The organism is Thioclava sp. GXIMD2076 (assembly GCF_037949795.1).
Taxonomy (GTDB): Bacteria; Pseudomonadota; Alphaproteobacteria; order Rhodobacterales; family Rhodobacteraceae; genus Thioclava; species Thioclava kandeliae.
This window is the reverse complement of record NZ_CP149933.1, coordinates 442,251-458,765: the sequence shown is the minus strand read 5'-3', so window position 1 is coordinate 458,765 and position 16,515 is coordinate 442,251. Positions and strand designations below refer to the sequence as shown.

The 16,515-nt window shown below is 61.4% G+C and carries 14 protein-coding genes; 12 read left to right on the top strand and 2 right to left on the bottom strand.

Annotation, left to right across the window (positions count from 1 at the left end; translation table 11 throughout):
* The first annotated feature begins 98 nt into the window (after positions 1-98).
* The 10 genes from WDB91_RS15965 to WDB91_RS15920 all read left to right on the top strand — a co-directional run bounded on the left by WDB91_RS15965 (position 99) and on the right by WDB91_RS15920 (position 11,257).
* Positions 99-1,025 (top strand): AraC family transcriptional regulator, encoded by a 927-nt coding sequence (locus tag WDB91_RS15965; RefSeq protein ID WP_339114621.1) that lies wholly within the window; start codon positions 99-101, stop codon positions 1,023-1,025.
* 105 nt (positions 1,026-1,130) lie between these two features.
* Positions 1,131-1,475: an EthD domain-containing protein gene (locus WDB91_RS15960; RefSeq protein WP_339114620.1), complete on the top strand. Its 345-nt coding sequence runs from the start codon at positions 1,131-1,133 to the stop codon at positions 1,473-1,475.
* Positions 1,476-1,687: 212 nt separating this feature from the next.
* On the top strand, positions 1,688-3,100 hold the full coding sequence (locus WDB91_RS15955) for a cytosine permease (RefSeq protein WP_339114619.1): 1,413 nt from the start codon (positions 1,688-1,690) through the stop codon (positions 3,098-3,100).
* Between the two features lie 210 nt (positions 3,101-3,310).
* A complete protein-coding gene (gene nthA / locus WDB91_RS15950; protein WP_339114618.1) occupies positions 3,311-3,955 on the top strand; it encodes a nitrile hydratase subunit alpha in 645 nt (214 codons plus the stop codon).
* The gene (gene nthB / locus WDB91_RS15945; RefSeq protein ID WP_339114617.1) at positions 3,952-4,620 is read left to right on the top strand and encodes a nitrile hydratase subunit beta; all 669 of its coding nucleotides are present in this window, start codon (positions 3,952-3,954) and stop codon (positions 4,618-4,620) included. Before nthA ends, nthB begins: the two co-directional genes overlap by 4 nt.
* The gene (locus WDB91_RS15940) at positions 4,620-5,090 is read left to right on the top strand and encodes a nitrile hydratase accessory protein (protein WP_339114616.1); all 471 of its coding nucleotides are present in this window, start codon (positions 4,620-4,622) and stop codon (positions 5,088-5,090) included. Before nthB ends, WDB91_RS15940 begins: the two co-directional genes overlap by 1 nt.
* A 128-nt stretch (positions 5,091-5,218) precedes the next feature.
* Positions 5,219-6,604 (top strand): amidase, encoded by a 1,386-nt coding sequence (locus tag WDB91_RS15935; RefSeq protein WP_339114615.1) that lies wholly within the window; start codon positions 5,219-5,221, stop codon positions 6,602-6,604.
* Positions 6,605-6,677: 73 nt separating this feature from the next.
* Complete coding sequence (locus WDB91_RS15930) at positions 6,678-7,787, top strand: substrate-binding domain-containing protein (RefSeq protein WP_339114614.1); 1,110 nt, start codon at positions 6,678-6,680, stop codon at positions 7,785-7,787.
* A gap of 23 nt (positions 7,788-7,810) precedes the next feature.
* Complete coding sequence (locus WDB91_RS15925) at positions 7,811-8,755, top strand: ABC transporter permease (protein ID WP_339114613.1); 945 nt, start codon at positions 7,811-7,813, stop codon at positions 8,753-8,755.
* 9 nt (positions 8,756-8,764) lie between these two features.
* Positions 8,765-11,257 (top strand): ATP-binding cassette domain-containing protein, encoded by a 2,493-nt coding sequence (locus WDB91_RS15920; RefSeq protein WP_339114612.1) that lies wholly within the window; start codon positions 8,765-8,767, stop codon positions 11,255-11,257.
* Between the two features lie 113 nt (positions 11,258-11,370).
* Here the strand turns inward: WDB91_RS15920 and WDB91_RS15915 are convergent, their stop codons facing one another.
* Entirely contained in the window at positions 11,371-12,342 is a 972-nt protein-coding gene (locus WDB91_RS15915) for a helix-turn-helix domain-containing protein (RefSeq protein ID WP_339114611.1), read from the bottom strand.
* A 307-nt stretch (positions 12,343-12,649) separates the two neighbouring features.
* Between WDB91_RS15915 and WDB91_RS15910 the strand changes: the two genes are divergently transcribed.
* On the top strand, positions 12,650-14,164 hold the full coding sequence (locus tag WDB91_RS15910) for an amidase (RefSeq protein ID WP_339114610.1): 1,515 nt from the start codon (positions 12,650-12,652) through the stop codon (positions 14,162-14,164).
* Between the two features lie 88 nt (positions 14,165-14,252).
* Here WDB91_RS15910 and WDB91_RS15905 read toward each other — a convergent pair whose 3' ends face one another.
* Entirely contained in the window at positions 14,253-14,978 is a 726-nt protein-coding gene (locus WDB91_RS15905) for a LuxR C-terminal-related transcriptional regulator (RefSeq protein ID WP_339114609.1), read from the bottom strand.
* Positions 14,979-15,254: 276 nt separating this feature from the next.
* Between WDB91_RS15905 and WDB91_RS15900 the strand changes: the two genes are divergently transcribed.
* Positions 15,255-16,505 (top strand): ABC transporter substrate-binding protein, encoded by a 1,251-nt coding sequence (locus WDB91_RS15900; RefSeq protein WP_339114608.1) that lies wholly within the window; start codon positions 15,255-15,257, stop codon positions 16,503-16,505.
* Positions 16,506-16,515 lie beyond the last annotated feature (10 nt).

The following is a 16,515-nucleotide window of genomic DNA, read 5'->3' as shown; positions in this document are numbered from 1 at the left end:
TGCACCGGATCATGCGGCAGGACTCGCGCAAATGAATCAAACCTCTTAGCGGAGGTTATAGGGAAATCCATCTCTTCACGGTTATCAGGGATACAGGAATGCAGCATCTGAGCACCGCACATCAGGCGCCGGGAATGCAGTATGATTTCTGGCACAATATCGTCGAGACCTCCTTCACCCATTGCGATGGCATCGCGCCCGATCGGTCGCGCTTCTATGCGGAGATCGATATCGCGCGCTGCGGCGACAGCGAGCTGACGCTGCTATCCTCTGATCCTGTCCGCTACGACCGCAAGGAACGCCATATCCGCCAGAGAGACGAGGAGACCTTCTTCATCTCGGCGATGCTGGAGGGTGGCGGCTTCTTCCGCCAGAATGACCGCTCGGTCCGTCATGACGCGGGCACGGTGCTGATCTATGACGGTTCGCGCCCCTATCATTACGATTATCCCTCCCGTTACCGTACCGCGCTACTGCGTGTGCCGCGCCGTATGATAGAGGCACGGATGCTGGGCGTGTGCGATCTGGGGGGCACCCTGCTCGAGGCGCACCGTCCGCAAGCGGCGCTGATCCGTAACCTGATCACCAATCTGATCGACACTGCCCGCGAGACCGATGTGCCCGAGCAATTCCTGTCGCCGACGCTCGACCTGATCTCGGGAGCCGTTGGGCAGGGCGCGCCGCGCACCGAAGTCGCAGGCCGTAACGATACCCTCAACCGTATCAAACGCTTCATGATTGCGCATATGGCTGAAGAGGAGCTGTCGGTGGCCGATATCAGCGAGGCGCAGAATATCTCGGTGCGTTCGCTGGGGCGGGTGTTTGCCGCCGAGGGTACCACGCCGATGAGCTGGCTGCGCGACCGGCGTCTGGCCGAAGCCCATGCAATGCTTTCGGAAGGGCGAGCGCGCTCTGTTACCGAGGCGGCGTATGCATGCGGCTTCCGCGATCTGAGCTATTTCGGACGGGCGTTCAAGAAAGCCTACGGCAAGACACCGCGGCAGGTCTCCACCCTTCGTCATTGAGACGGCTCGCATTCGTCCGTCACGGTCAAATATGTGACCGTCAAGGACGAGCGAGTGGCAGGGTCTTGTGCAAATCTGGGGTCATCAACAGATACGGAGACCGCAATGTATACCGTCGCCTTCATCATGAAGCGCAAGCCCGGCATGTCGCTGGAGGACTTCCTGACATATTACCGTGACCGTCACGGACCCCGCATGGTCGAGCTGATCAAAGATAAGGGGCTAATTTCCTATGAGCATTTTCCTGTGGCCCCGCAGGATAAGGGCCGCTATCTGGCCGAGGGCGGTCCGGCCTATGACGCCGTCTCCGTCTATAGCTTCGCCACCGAGGCGCAGGCCGAGGAGTGCTGGGACCTGCCTGAGGTGATCGAGGACAGCGCCGCCTTCATCGATCTCGACGCGATGGTGACCCTGCCTACGAACCGCCGCACCGTTTTCATGTTCGGCTGATCCCGCCTTCCGGACCGGCATATCCGACGCGCCCGCCTGCCAAGGTCGGGCGCGTTGTGCATTGTCGGCTGCTCTTTTTGGCGGGTCTGGGCGAGACTATGGCCGTTGAGTCCAAGTTTTCTGACAGCTGCGCGCGCATTCTGGGCAAAGTAGGGCCGGTGAGGTCCGTTTTTGTCAAAGGGGCCCGGAGCGGCTCGGTCAGGGAGACTGCAATGTCCGAACAACTACTCGAAACCCGATCCTTCGATTATGTGCCCGACGCCGAACGGCATGGCAATGTCCGCTCGCAGGTGCAGCTCTGGTTCATGATCAACGCGCAAATCCTGACGATCTACACGGGAGCGGTCGGCGTGGCCCAAGGGCTGTCTCTGGGCTGGGCGCTGATCGCGATCCTGACCGGATCGCTGGTCGGCACGCTGTTCCAGGCCTTCCACGGGGCGCAGGGCCCGGTGATGGGTCTGCCGCAGATGATCCAGTCGCGTGTGCAGTTCGGCTCGCGTGGCGTTTTGCTTCCGATCCTTGCTGCCACTCTCTCGCCTTTCGGCTTTGCGGTCTTCCTGATCCAGACCTCGTCCTTCGCGGTCAGTGATGTCACGGGGATCGGTTCGCTGACGCTGCTGCAGGTCTTGATCGCGGTGATCGCGGGCGCGATCGCGATTGTCGGCTTCCGGCTGGTGATGAAGGTCGAGAAATTCGCCTCGTGGCTGACGCTTGCCAATTTCGCCTTGCTGACGCTTGCCGTCTTCACCGTGCTGCCTATCGGCGAGCTGTTCGACAAGGGCGGGTTCATCACCCATGCCTTCTTCCTGCAATTCGGCGTCTCGGCGATCTACCAGCTGGCCATCGCACCGCTGGTGTCGGATTACACCCGCTATCTTCCCGCGAGGACCAGCGGTGTCAAAGTGTCGGCCTCGGTCTTCTTCGGGACCACGCTTTCCGCAGTCTGGCTCGAGAGCATCGGTGCCATCGTTACGACCGCCTATCCGGATCTTGATACCATCGCTGCCGTGCGCCAGCTGGGTGACGGTTTCGGCTTCGGGCTCGGGGGCTTTACCATGGTGGTCGCAGCGCTCAGCTGCCTGATCACGATCTCCATCACTGCCTATAGCGGCACGCTTGCACTGATCTCGGGGCTCGAGGCCTTCCGCCCGCTGCGTCCGACCGCAAAGCTGCGCACCGTGTCGATCACCCTCGGTATGATCCTTGCGCTGATCTGCTCGCTCGCCATGTCGCAGGATATGCTCAACACATTTGGCGCCTATCTCGCGATCCTTGGCTATGTGCTGATCCCGTGGACGGCCGTGAACCTGACCGACTACTACCTTGTGCGCAACGGTCGCTATTCGATTACCGATATCATGCGCCCCGATGGCGGAATGTATGGTGCGTGGGGTGGTATCGGCATTGCCAGCTATCTGATCGGGTTCGTGGCGATGATCCCCTTCTTCAGCTCGGCTCTCTATACCGGCCCGCTGGCCGCGAGCATGAGCGGTGTCGATGTCTCCTTCATCGTCGGTCTGCTGGTCTCCTCGGTAGTCTATGCTCTCCTGGCTCGCCGGATCGATCTTGCCGCCGAGATGCAGCTGGTTCGCAACGCCCCGCTCAATACCTTCGACCACGCCTGAGTGGCGGGTCCTGACCGTGCGCCTGTGGAGCGCACGGCCTGCCAGTCGCCAAGGCGGACGCTTGCATAATACGTCTGCCTTGGCACTCTTGGCCAATACAGCCAGCTTATTCGGCATTTTCAGCACAGACAGTTCGGGCATTTGGCGTCAGGGTAGCAGTATCGAAAGAGCCGCGCTCAGGCGGCCGTTACCAGAACAAGGGAGCCGAAGATGTCCGATCATTCCCACGGGACGCAACCACCCTCTGACAAGGCGTTGCGTGTGCGCGCGATGGAGCAGCTGCTCCTCGAGAAGGGGCTCATCAAGGAAGGTGCCGTGGATGCGATCATTGATATCTTCGAGCATCAGCTAGGCCCCAAGAACGGCGCCAAGGTCGTGGCCCGCGCATGGACCGATCCCGCCTATAAACAGCGTCTGATGGAGAACGCCTCCGACGCCATCCTCGAATTCGGCTTTGCGGGTTTTCAGGGCGAATATATGGTCGTGTGCGAGAATACGCCCGGCGTCCACAATGTCGTCGTTTGCACCTTGTGCTCGTGCTACCCGTGGCCGGTGCTCGGCCTGCCGCCGAACTGGTATAAGGCCGCGCCTTACCGCTCGCGCGTTGTGATCGAGCCGCGTGCCGTGCTGGAAGAGTTCGACCTGCATATCCCTGATGAGACCGAAGTCCGCGTCTGGGACAGCAATAACGAACTGCGCTATCTGGTTCTGCCCGAGCGTCCCGCCGGCACCGAAGGCTGGTCGGAAGAACAATTGGCCAAGCTGGTGACCCGCAACTCGATGATCGGAACCGGTGTGGCGATGACCCCCGCAGAGCTGGCCAAATCCGAAAATACCGAGGAGGCCGTGCTATGAACTCGATCCACGATCTGGGCGGGATGCACGGCATGGGACCGATCGTGCTGGATGTCAACGAACCCAAATTCGCCGAAGACTGGGAGGCGCGCACTTGTGGCTTCCACCTGCTGACACTGATGACCGGAATCGCCGTAGCCGATGAAGCGCGCCATTCGATGGAGCGTATCCCCGCGCTGCACTGGCTGGCCTCGCCCTATTACGAGCACTGGCTCGACGGGACCGCGACCTATTTTCTTGAGAAGGGCATCGCTACTTCCGAGGAACTGGCCACCGGCAAAGCTCAGGCGCCGCTTCCCGAATGGGCGGCGAAACTGAAGGCGTTGACGCCCGAAGAAACCGCCAAGATGTTCACCACCAACCACCCTGTGACCGGCGAGGCCGAAACAGAGCCGAAATTTGCGGTGGGCGACAAGGCGATGACGCTGAACATCAACCCCAAAACCCATACCCGCCTGCCGCGCTATACCCGTGGTAAACCCTGCACCATCGTAGCCTACCGAGGCGCCTGCTTTTATGCGGATGCGCGCTCTGTCGGGGATTATGGCGCGGTCGATCACACCTATACGGTGCGGTTCGAGGGCGCTGATCTCTGGGGGCGCGACGCGGGCGCCAAAGACGCGGTCTATATCGATCTCTACGAACAGTATCTGGAGGCCATGTGATGGAAATCGTAAGTATTATCCAAGCGCTTGATCCTTGCCGCACCGACCTGAAATCGTTGGGGGCGCAGGATCTTGGCGCACCCGGTTTCGGTGAGCCATGGCATGCGCAGGTCTTCGGCCTCTCGATGGCACTGGCGCAGGCGGGCGTGTTCAGCTGGGCCACATGGGTCGAGACCTTCTCGACCGAGATCCGTGCCAATCCCCAGACGGGCACCGAGACCTCGGAAGATGCCTATTACCGGCAGTGGTCGGCAGCGCTTGTCACGCTTCTGCGCAAAACCGGTGTCATGACCGACGAGGAACTGGCCGAGACATCGGAACATTGGCGCCGGTCCTATATTGCCACCGAACATGGCAAACCCATCGTCTTCCGCCGCGATCTGCCGGATCTGCCCGATATCGATGGTCATCACCACCATCACCACCACCATCCCGAACCGGTGCCGGTCGCGATCAGCGAAAAGGCCTGATTTTTCCTGAATAGCAGGGAGTGTCCTGCATCGTCACCGCGAAAGATCGCCGTGACATTCTCGAACCTCTGCCGGTTCGGGCAGGGCTTTTGTGTGCCCGCCCGACCGGCCAGCAATGAAAGCCTTCCATGCATTACCAGTCGATCACGGCACTGGCCGAAGACATCAAGACCCGCAAGATCTCGCCCGTCGAGGTAACGGAGCACATGCTGTCGCGGATCGAGACGCTTGATCCGAAACTCGGCGCCTATGTGACCGTGACGGCAGAACGCGCGATGGATCAGGCGCGTCAGGCCGAGGCCGAGATCATGGCGGGCAAATATCGCGGGCCGCTGCATGGCGTGCCGATGAACTACAAGGACATCCTCTATACCGATTTCGCCAAGACGACCGGCGGCACTCGTATCCACAAGGATTTCCAGCCCGATTTCACCGCGACCGTGATCCGCCGTCTGGAAGCGGCGGGCTCGATCACGCTGGGCAAGGTCAAAACCACCGAGCAGGCCTATGCCAACCACCACCCTGATGTGACGCCGCCGCTGAACCCGTGGTCGGCGGGCCACTGGGCGGGCTCGTCCTCTTCGGGCACGGGCGTTTCGGTGGCGGCAGGCATGACCTTTGCCTCATTGGGGTCCGACACCGGCGGCTCGATCCGTTTCCCTTCGGCAGTGAATGGTGTGACTGGGCTCAAGCCCACTTGGGGCCGGACCTCGCGTTATGGCGCCTTCGAGCTTGCGGCCTCGCTTGACCATATCGGACCTCTGGCACGTTCTGCAGCGGATGCGGGGATTGTTCTTCAGGCGATGGCGGGTGCCGATATCAATGATCCGACCACATTGACTGCCCCCGTGCCGGACTATGCTGCCGAAGCGGGCCAGTCGATTGCCGGTCTGCGCATCGGGATCGACCGTGCCTATATTTCCGAAGGGGTCGATCCGGCGAATGTGGCCGCCGTCGAGGCGGCGGCAGAAGTGCTGCAATCGCTGGGCGCGGTGCTGGTGGATGTCAGCGTCAAACACTGGAAAGAGGCCGCGATCTCGTGGCTACCGCTCTGCGCGCCCGAGACCGCCGCCGCCCATGACGATTTCTACCCGCGTCTAAAATCCGACTATGGATCGACGCTGGCTGCGTTGATCGACATGGCCGAAAGCTACAGCACGCGTGATGTGGCGCGCGCCCATCAGGACCGTCTTATCTTCTCGGGCCATCTGGAGGCCATGTTCCGTCAGGTTGATCTGCTGCTTATTCCGGCCACCATCTGGCGGGTGCCGGCACTGGCCAACTGGGCCGATTATGCCGAGGGCGACAATTCGGAATTTATCCGCTTTACAGGGCCTTACGATATGTCCGGCTCGCCATCCATCACCATGCCGGGAGGGTTCGACCAAGATGGTCTGCCGCTCGCGGTGCAGCTTGTCGCGCCGAATCTGGGCGAGGGGGCTCTCGTGCGCGCAGGCAGCGCCTTCCAGAAGCTCACCGACTGGCATCAGAAAATCCCGCCGCTTTCCGCGTGATCCGCGGAGCGCAGCACCAACAGGAGAGAGGGCAGGTTCCATAAAGAGCTCCGCCCGAATGAAAGAGGGAAACATGAAGCTTACCAAAACTGTACAACTCGGGATCGCGGCGTTGGCACTGTCGGCGGGCGCGGCCTTTGCGGAAGCTGACCAGCATCCCCTGAAGGTTGGCACGATCGACGAATTCAAGGATATCTCGCAGTTCTGTGGCACCAAGCCCCTGCGCGTGGCTTATTCGACCGGCTCTTCGGGTGATCCGTGGCGCAAGATTTCCAAGGCGGAATTCGAGCTCGAGGCGGCGAAATGTCCCAATATCAAAGAAGCCCGCTATGTCGATGCACGCGGCTCCGTCGAGCAGCAGATCTCCGATATCACCGGTCTGGCGGCGCAGGGCTTTGACGTGATCGTGGTGCGCCCCGATGGAGGGCAGGCACTGCTGCGGGCGATGAGCCAGGCCATGAAGCGCGGTGCGAAGGTCGTTCCCTTCTATGGCGGCACCTCCTGGCCGGGCACCCCGGGGAAGGATTATGTCGGCATGGTCACGGCCGACCAGAATATCGAAGGCGAGATGGCGGCCAAATGGATCGTCAAGCAGCTCAATGGTGAAGGCAATGTCATCATGCTTGGCGGCGCGCCGGGGGCGGACTCGACCCAGAACACCTTTGACGGCGCGATGAGCGTTTTCAAGGACCATCCGGGTATCAAGATGTTGGAAGATGCGCCCGTCACCACCAATTGGGACCGTGCGCAATACCAGCAGGTCATGACCTCGCTTCTGGCGAAATACCCCAAGATTGACGCCGTGATCTCCGATTACGGGATCGGCTCGATGGGCGCTATCCGTGCCTACGAGATCGCCGGCAAGAAAATCCCGCTCTGGGCGACCCGTGACGGGAACGAGCTGGCCTGCTACTGGAAAGAGCATCACGCCGACAATCCGGACTTCCAGCTCTTCACCACCTCGGCAGGCACCTGGCTGACCCGTCTTGCCCTGCGCAAGGGTGTGGCTGCGGCCAACGATATCGAGAATGACGAGCCGACGATCATCATCGATCCGGTGATCGACGAGACGACCTCGGATGACCCGAAAAAGGCGCCGGTCTGTGATCCCGACTTGCCCATGGGCGCCCATGTCTCCTCCTTCACCATGACGAAAGAGCAGATGCAGGACGTCTTTAAGTAAGCGAAGACAGAAGGACCCTTCCGATGACCAACTATTTTCAACGTAACGAGTTCAGGGCCATTGCGGCCCTGATCCTGCTGCTCATCGTCGGAGGGGTTGCAGCGCCGTCGACCGTGACGCTGACGGCTCTTGCGGGACTGATGCCCTTTGCGGGGATCACCGCAGTGACGGCAGTCGGCCAGCACCTCGTGATCCAGCAGCGCGGCCTAGATATCTCGGTCGCGGGGCTGTTCTCGCTATCGGCCGTGCTGGTGACGGCACTCGATCCGGCAGGAACCAGCGGTATGACCGCGACCGGGCTCGTGCTGCTGGCTCTTGCGGTGGGTGCGGGGATCGGCCTGATCAACGGTCTGACCGTGACCCGCCTCGGCGTGCCGCCTCTGGTGGTAACCATTGCGATGAATTCCATACTGCTTGGCCTTGTGTTGCAGTTCTCCGGCGGCGCGCCGCAGGTGGTTCCGGTGCCGATCGCCGATATCGCGGTCGGGCGGGTTCTCGGCCTGCCCAATGCTTTCCTTGCGGGACTGTTACTTGTGGTGCTGGTAGCCTTTGTGCTGACACGGACCACGCTCGGGCGCCGCTTCAAGGTGGTGGGGCTCAACCCGCGCACCGCCGCCGCCCTCGGTTTCCGTGTCGAGCTGTTCCAGCTGGGCGCCTATGTGGCCGCTGGCGTGCTCTTCGCCGCAGCCGGTGTGATCTTCGCAGGTCTTTCCAACGTGCCGTCCCTGATGGGCGGGGATGCCTATATGCTGGCCTCGGTGGCCGCCTATGTCGTGGGGGGCAATTCGCTGACCGGCGAGCGATCCTCGGTTCTGGCCACGGGGATCGGCGCCTTCTTCCTGACCTATCTGGGTCAGCTCGTCGTGTCGCTGGGGCTTGATACCTCCGTGCAGTATCTCATTCAGGCGCTCATCGTGCTCTTGGGGGTCTGCCTGCCGACCATCGCCCAACGCCTGAAGACCGCGTGAGGTCGTAACATGAAAGATACCCAAATGACCGACATCATGGAGACGCCCGCAGCCGAACCCGTGCTCGTTCTGGATGCCATCAGCAAATCCTTCGGCCCCGTGAAGGCGCTCAAGGGGGTCAGCCTCAAGGCATGGCCCGGCGAGGTCCATGCGATCGTGGGCGAGAATGGCGCGGGAAAATCCACGTTGATCAATTGCGCAGCGGGCGTGCTTGCGCCCAATACCGGCACAGTGACCATTGCAGGCCGTCTGGCCAAGGCCCAGCCCGCCTTCGTGCGAGAGATGGGTCTGTCGGTGGCCTTCCAGCATCCGGCGCTCGCCCCCGATCTGACCGTGCTGGAAAACCTCCGCCTTGCGCGCAAGGATCTGAGCATGGAGGCGGCGCAGGCGCTTCTGGATCGCGTCTCGACCAAGGCTTTGGCGATGGATCTGAAATCGCGCGCGGGCGAGCTGTCTCTGGCGCAGGAACATGTGCTCGAGATCGCGCGTGCGCTTGCGAGCCGCCCCAAGGTTTTCATCTTTGACGAACCGACCGAGCCGTTCCAGGATCCCGAGGTGCGTCATCTCTTCAGGCTCATTGCCGAGCTGAAGGCCGAGGGCACCGCGATCATCTATATCTCGCACCGTCTCAAGGAGGTGATGTCCATCGCCGACCGGCTCTCGGTGCTGCGCGATGGCGATCTGATCGAGACGCGGGTGGCGTCGAAATTCACCCCGCAGGAGATCGTCGATCTGATCGTGGGTCGCCCGCTGGGGCAGGTCTTCCCCGCCAAGGGCAAGATCGGCACGGGACCGAAGCCGCTGGTGGTGGCCGATCTTTCGGGGCACGGCTTCAGCAATGTCTCGCTGGAAATGCGTCCGGGCGAGATCGTGGGTCTGGCCGGTGTCGAAGGGCAGGGGCAACGGGAGTTCCTGCGCGCCCTTGCCGGCGTGAGCCCCGCCACTTCGGGCGATATCCGGGTGGATATGGTCGAACCCAAAGCGGGGGTCGCCAATTTCCGTCGTGCCGGCATCGCCTTTGTGCCCGACGACCGCCATGCCGAAGGTCTGGTCCTGTCGCTGTCGATCAAGGAAAACGAGGGGCTTGGCCAGCTCGAGCGGATCTCTTCGAACGGGGTTCTGTCGGAGACGCGCGAAAAGGCGCTGGCTGGGAAAATCCACGCCGATTTGCGGGTGAAGGCCCCCACAGTCGAGACGCCGGTCTCGGCACTGTCGGGCGGCAACCAGCAGAAGGTTCTGATGGGTCGCGAGATGGCGATGGGCCCCAAGCTGATGCTGGTCGACGAACCGACCAAGGGCGTCGATGTGGGGTCGCGCTCGGATATCTATGGCAAGCTGCGCGAGATGGCCAATCAGGGCGTGGCCGTGATCGTCTGCTCTGCCGACGGGGTCGAGATCGAGGGTCTGTGTGACCGCGTTCTGGTCTTCTCGCGTGGGCGGGTCGTGGCCGAACTGTCGGGCGCGGATGTCAATGATGCCAAGATCACCGAGGCCAATCTCAACGCCACCGGTATCCGCGAGGCTGCCGATGATGTGAGCCGCAAGACCAGAAGCCGCTGGCTCTCCTCGGACCAGCTTCCGGCCGGCATTCTGGTGCTGCTCTCGGTTCTGGTAATGGGCATTACCCAGTGGCAGAGCCCCTATTTCCTTTCGGCCTTCTCGTTGCAATCCATCGCCACGCTGACCGCGATCCTCGCGCTTGCGGGCTTTGCGCAGATGTTCGTGATGATGAAGGGGGGCATCGACCTCTCGGTGGGGCCGGTCGCGGGGCTGGCCGTGGTGCTGGCCTCCTTCCTTGTGACCGACACGCCACCTCTGGGCACTTTTGGCGGGATCCTTGCCATTCTGGCGCTCTGCACCCTGATCGGGCTGGCGCATGGTCTGCTGGTGGAAAAGCTGAAGCTTCCGGCCATCGTTATCACGCTTGCGACCTATACCGGCCTTCAGGGTCTGTCGCTGATCCTGCGGCCCTCACCTGCGGGGATGATCGGGGGGGACTTCATGGATGGGGCACAGGCGCTTGTCGGGCCGCTGCCCGCAGTCTTCGTCGTGATCGTTCTGGCGGCGGTTGCTGCCGAATACCTGCTCTTCCGGCGTCCGGCAGGTCGCGCCTTGCGGGCGGTCGGCTCTAATCCGAAATCCGCCGAAATGATCGGTCTCAAGCGCGCGCGCATCGTCATTCTGGCCTTCGTCACCAGCGGTTTCCTTGCGGGGCTCGCGGGCGTGCTGCTGTCGGCGCAGGTGGGGATCGGTTCACCGACCACGGGTATCAGCTACACGATGATGAGCATTACCGCCGTGGTGCTGGGCGGGGCGCAGATCACCGGCGGGCGCGGATCCTTCCTCTCGACGATGGCGGGCGCGTTCTTCATCCAGACCATCGTTGCGGCGCTGCCCTTCCTCAATCTCGGCGCGGTGTGGCAATATGTGCTCATCGGGGGCGCGACCTTCATCGCGGCGGCCCTGTTCAGCACGGCGAGAAAGCCTGCCAGAGCGCATTGAGCCGCGTTGACGGAACTGGAAAAGCCCGGCAGATCTGCCGGGCTTTTTCTATGGGCGCATAAAAGAAGGGCCGGACGCGCCGACCCTTCCACAATTCATGAAAGACGTGCCGTTTAATGCAGATCCTTGAGAAGGGATTTTGGCGTAAGGCCGAATTCACTCTTGAACGCACGGGAAAAGTGGGAAAAGTCGCTGAAGCCGCATTTCAGGGCGACCTCCGAGACCCGCAGCTCGTGACCCGAGCAGAGCATCTCGTGGGCGCGCTTGAGGCGCTGTGACCAGAGCCAGCGGATAGGGGTGGTATTTTCTGTCGCGAAGATCCGGTTGAGCGTGCGGCGCGAGACACCGAGGACATCGACCAGCCTGTCGCTATCGATGTCACAGTCCTCGAGATTGGCAAGGATCCAGCCCTTTGCTTTGTCCAGCAGGCCGATATGGCGGCTGTTTTCCATCTGCGAGATGCCGTGTTCGCATTCGAAGGCGGCCGTCAGGAGGTCGATCAGTGAATTGGCCACACGCTGTGTGGCCGGGCTGTCGGCGGGAAGATCGAGATCCTGGATCTCCAGCATGATATGCGTCAGCATCTTGCCCAGAGGCGTGTTCCCCGACAATGCGCGCGCGGTCATCGCTTCTGCGTGTGGCATGCGGTTGAGAAGCAGCGAGCGCGGCACCCTGATCCAGTTGCCGCCATAGGTTTCTGCCATGTCGATCTGGAAGGGGCTGTTGGCGTCATACATGATGAAATCGCCGGTCTTCTGGACCGCGTCACGTCCCGACTGAGCAACATGGGCCTGTCCGCGTGTCAGACGCGAGACGAAGAAACTGTCGAGCGGCATCTTTCGCATACAGTTCACGGTGCGTTTGCTGGTCATGCCGCTGGTTTCCAGCTCGCTTACGCCAAGCGAGCCGAGGGGACGCATGCGGATCTTCGCCTCGAAATCTTTTGCATTGCCGCGTGCGCTGTTCTCGGCAGGGCAGAAATGGGCGTGGATCACATCGTTCCAGAAGGCGAAGCGGTCTTTTGCTGGCAGCGCCTGCGCGTTGATGAAGGTCGATGATTTGACATTGGTAGTCAGAGGAATCATTGGCACACTCCGTACATGAATCCGTCATGGGCGATGGCCGCGCTTGCGATCAACAGGCGAGAGAGAAAGCTGATACCACGTTCTGCCGATTGTCTAATTTGCGGGCGAAAACAGGCGGCGCTGGCCATATGGCAGGCAGAATCATAATATTCGCCCTCCGCTCGCCCCGATTTCGGGCGCGTTCTGCCTCTGGAGCGGGCGTCAGGCTTTGGCCGGTTCAGTCAAATTTATTGGCGCAGTCGGCACTGCCGAGATCGTCGCGCGCGGCTAGACTGGTTGGCATTGCCCAAGAAGGATCAGCACTGTCATGGCCCCCAAACTGCCCACTCAGGCGCAGATGCGTGACCTCGCCGCAAACTGCGGTCTCTCGCTTTCCGACGAGGAACTGGAGGATTACCGTAAGGCGATCGGCGACCGGATCACGTCTTACGAGCGGCTCGATGGGATGGCTGACGATATCCCTCAATCCTCATATCCGAGGCTGCAGGGATATCGCCCGCAGGCCGGGGAGAACCCGCATAATGCCTGGTATTGGAAGACCTCGATCAAGGGGGCGCCAAGCGGTAAGCTGAAGGGCAAGACGGTCTCGCTCAAGGACAATATCATGCTGGCCGGTGTGCCCATGATGAACGGGTTCTCGGTGCTTGATGGCTATGTGCCCGAGTTCGACGCGACCGTGGTGACGCGCATTCTTGATGCGGGCGGCGAGATCGCGGGCAAGGCGCATTGTGAATTGCTGTGCATGACGGGCAGTTCTTTCACCAATTCGACCGGCGCCGTGCATAACCCGTGGCGGCAGGGCTATTCGGCGGGCGGCTCGTCCTCCGGTTCCGCGGTGACGGTGGCCACCGGCGAGGTGGACATGTCTGTTGGTTGCGATCAGGGCGGCTCCATCCGTATGCCCTCGTCCTTCTGCGGCATCTACGGCATGAAACCCACCCATGGCCTGGTGCCCTATACCGGCATCATGCCGATCGAGATCCAGATCGACCATGCCGGTCCGATGACCCGCACGGTCGAGGATAACGCGCTGCTGCTGGAGGTTCTGGCAGGCGATGATGGGTTTGACCCGCGCATCAAGACTCCGATCGTGAAAGACTATACCAAGGCGCTGACCGGCGAGGCCAGAGGGCTGAAGATCGGCATTTTGAAAGAGGGCTTCGAGGACCGTCACGCCGACCCGGCGGTCAACGAGAAGGTGCGCGCCGCGGCAAAGCGGTTCGAGGCGCTGGGTGTGGAGGTGGTCGAGATCTCGGTCCCGATGCACCATGATGCGGGCCATATCTTCCAGGCGATCTGCACTGAAGGCACCTATGCCACCATGTTCGAGGGCGACGGTTTTGGCGCTTCGCGAAGCGATCTTTATGCGACCTCGTTGATGGACCGCTATCGCAGCTGGCGGATGCGGGCGGACGAGCTGTCCTCACATGCCAAGATCGGGCTGTTGGCGGGGCGGTATTTCAAGGACCAGACCGGCACGCGTTATTATGGCAAGGGCATGAACCTCTCGCGCCGTCTGCGCGCAGCCTATGATGCGGCGCTCGCCAAGGTCGATTTGCTCCTGATGCCGACGACCGCTGTGACCGCGAAACCTTTCCCGACCCGGGACATGTCCTTTGACGAGGTCATCACCCGCGGGCTGGAAATGGTCGGGATTACCTGCGCCTTCGACATCACGCATCATCCCGCGATGTCCGTGCCTTGTGGTCTGGCCGATGGTCTGCCGGTGGGCATGATGTTGGTCGGGCGGCATTTCGACGAGGATGTGATCTACCGCGCGGCCCATGCGTTCGAGCAGTCAGGCGACTGGAAGACATTCTGAGGGTTCAGGCTTCCCCGTCAGGTCGGGTCTCCATGCCCGCCTGCGACTTGCGGCGCGGTCTTATGATCGCGCCGTTTTTTATTCTGCCTTACTCGGTCAGGCAGGCGGTGCGCACGGCAAGCGCCGTCTTGTTGCGTGCACCGTGTTTGTGCATCGCGTTGGAGATATGCGTGCGCACGGTGGCAAATCCGATCTGCAGGTGTGCGGCGATTTCGCGGTCGGTCAGACCCTGTCCCAACAACTGGCAGATCTCGGTTTCGCGGGGGCTGAGCGCAGGCGGGGGCTCTGCCGGAAGGCGTTCCAATGCTGCCTTGAAATGAGGCGCGAGCCCCGCCAGCAGCATCGTTTCGCGGGAGGCGAAATTCTCGCGGGTGCTCCGCCGCCAGAACCGCAGGTCGCCGAGGTCGTGCCCATCCGCGCCAAAGGCGAAGAGATTGAGCCCCCATTCGAGTTTGTCGCGCTTGAGAAAGTCTTGATAGAAGGCCGTGCGCCGAAGCTCCGTGCGGTCGATGACCTCATCCAGGATGACCGGTCTCGCGGTTTGTCGCATCCGGAAGGTGATCGGGTCATCATATTGGAAAGTCGAAAGATAAAGGGCCTCTATCTCGGGGTCCCCACCCTCGTAGACCAGCTTTCCGAAGCGGGCCTCCGTGTCATCCCAGCTACAGCTCGAGACGGTATCGGCCCGCATCACGACGCGGAGATCGCCCAGAATATTCCGCCGGACCTCTTCACGCGAACGCGCCTGTGCAAGTGTTGCGATCACCGCCGCATAGCTGTTGATTTCGGTGCTGGTAAGGTCTGAAACGCCCATAGTTCCGGTCAGTCCTCCGGCCACTTTTCCGTCTCTCCAAGATTAGTGTGAGGGGGGGCGAAAAATGAAGAGTCGTCCTTTCTGGCTTGAGTGTTTCCGGCTTTCTCTTGGTCGAATGCCGGATTTTTAGGCGGGTGTCGCATGTTTATACAAAGAGGGGGAATTTCTGCTCTTTTCTGCCTCCGCAAAAATGGGGAGGAGGCGGGTTTCCCTCTCAACTTCCGCTCGCCGGGACGGCCCAATCGGGGGAGTTATCGCCTTACCGGAGCTCTCGCCATGACCGAAAAATCCCGCTTCCAGCTCAGCCGCCGTCGTCTGCTCGGGCAGGCCGCAGGGGCCGCCCTTGCCACGCCGTTTCTTGCAAGGATGTCGTTTGCTGCCTCCGACACGATCCGTATCGGCAATATCCTCGATATGACCGGCCCGATCGGGCCGGGTGGTCAGGCCGTGGCGCCGGGGATGGAGCTGGCCGTCAAGCATCTTAACGATAAGGGCGGCGTTCTGGGGCGCCAGATCGAGCTGGTGAATTACGACACCCAGTCGAATATGCAGCTCTATACCCAATACGCCCAGCAGCTGGCGCTGAAGGATAAGGTGGATGTGGTCTTTGGCGGGCTTACCTCGGCCTCGCGCGAGGCGATCCGTCCGATCTTCGACCGCTTCAAGACGCTCTATTTCTACAACGTCCTCTATGAAGGCGGCGTCTGCGACCGCAACACGTTCTGCACCGGCACCACGCCCGCCCAGACCGTCTTGCCGCTGGTCGAGGATACGGCAAAACGTTTCGGCAAGAAGGTCTATATTATCGCTGCCGATTACAATTACGGCCATATCACCGCCAAATGGATGCAGAACGGCGTGCTGGACAATGGCGGCGAGGTCGTGGGCACCGATTTCTTCCCGCTGGATGTTACCAACTTCTCTTCCGCCATCGCGCGTATCCAGGCCGCCAATCCCGATTATGTGCTGGCCGCACTTGTGGGGGCCAACCATCTGGGCTTCTACCGCCAGTGGGAAGCTGCAGGGCTTCTGGCGAAAATCCCGTTGGCCTCCTCGAATTTCGGGGTCAATTCGGAGATCATCACGCTCGAACCCCAGACCACCAATGGCATCGTAGCCGCAGGCGGCTATTTCGACAGTATCGATACGCCCGAGAGCAATGCCTTCCTCGAGGAGGTGACCCCGATGCTGCCGCCCAGCACGGCCTGCACCGAGATCACCGTCTCGAGCTATGAGGCGATGATGCTCTACGCACAGGCGCTGGAAAAGGCAGGCACGACGGACCGGATGAAGGTGATCGAGGCGCTGGAAAGCGGGCTGGAGTTTGTCGGGCCGTCGGGCAAGGTCACACTCGATCCGAAGACCCACCATACCGTGCGCAGCGCATTCATTGCCGAGGCGAAGGACGGCAAATGGGACATCCAGAAGCGTCTCAGCGATGTGGCGCCGGCTGACACCGCCGCTGTCTGCGACCTGATCGCTAATCCGAAGACGAACAAGCAATTCGTCGTCGATACCAAGATGTAAAGGCCAAGTT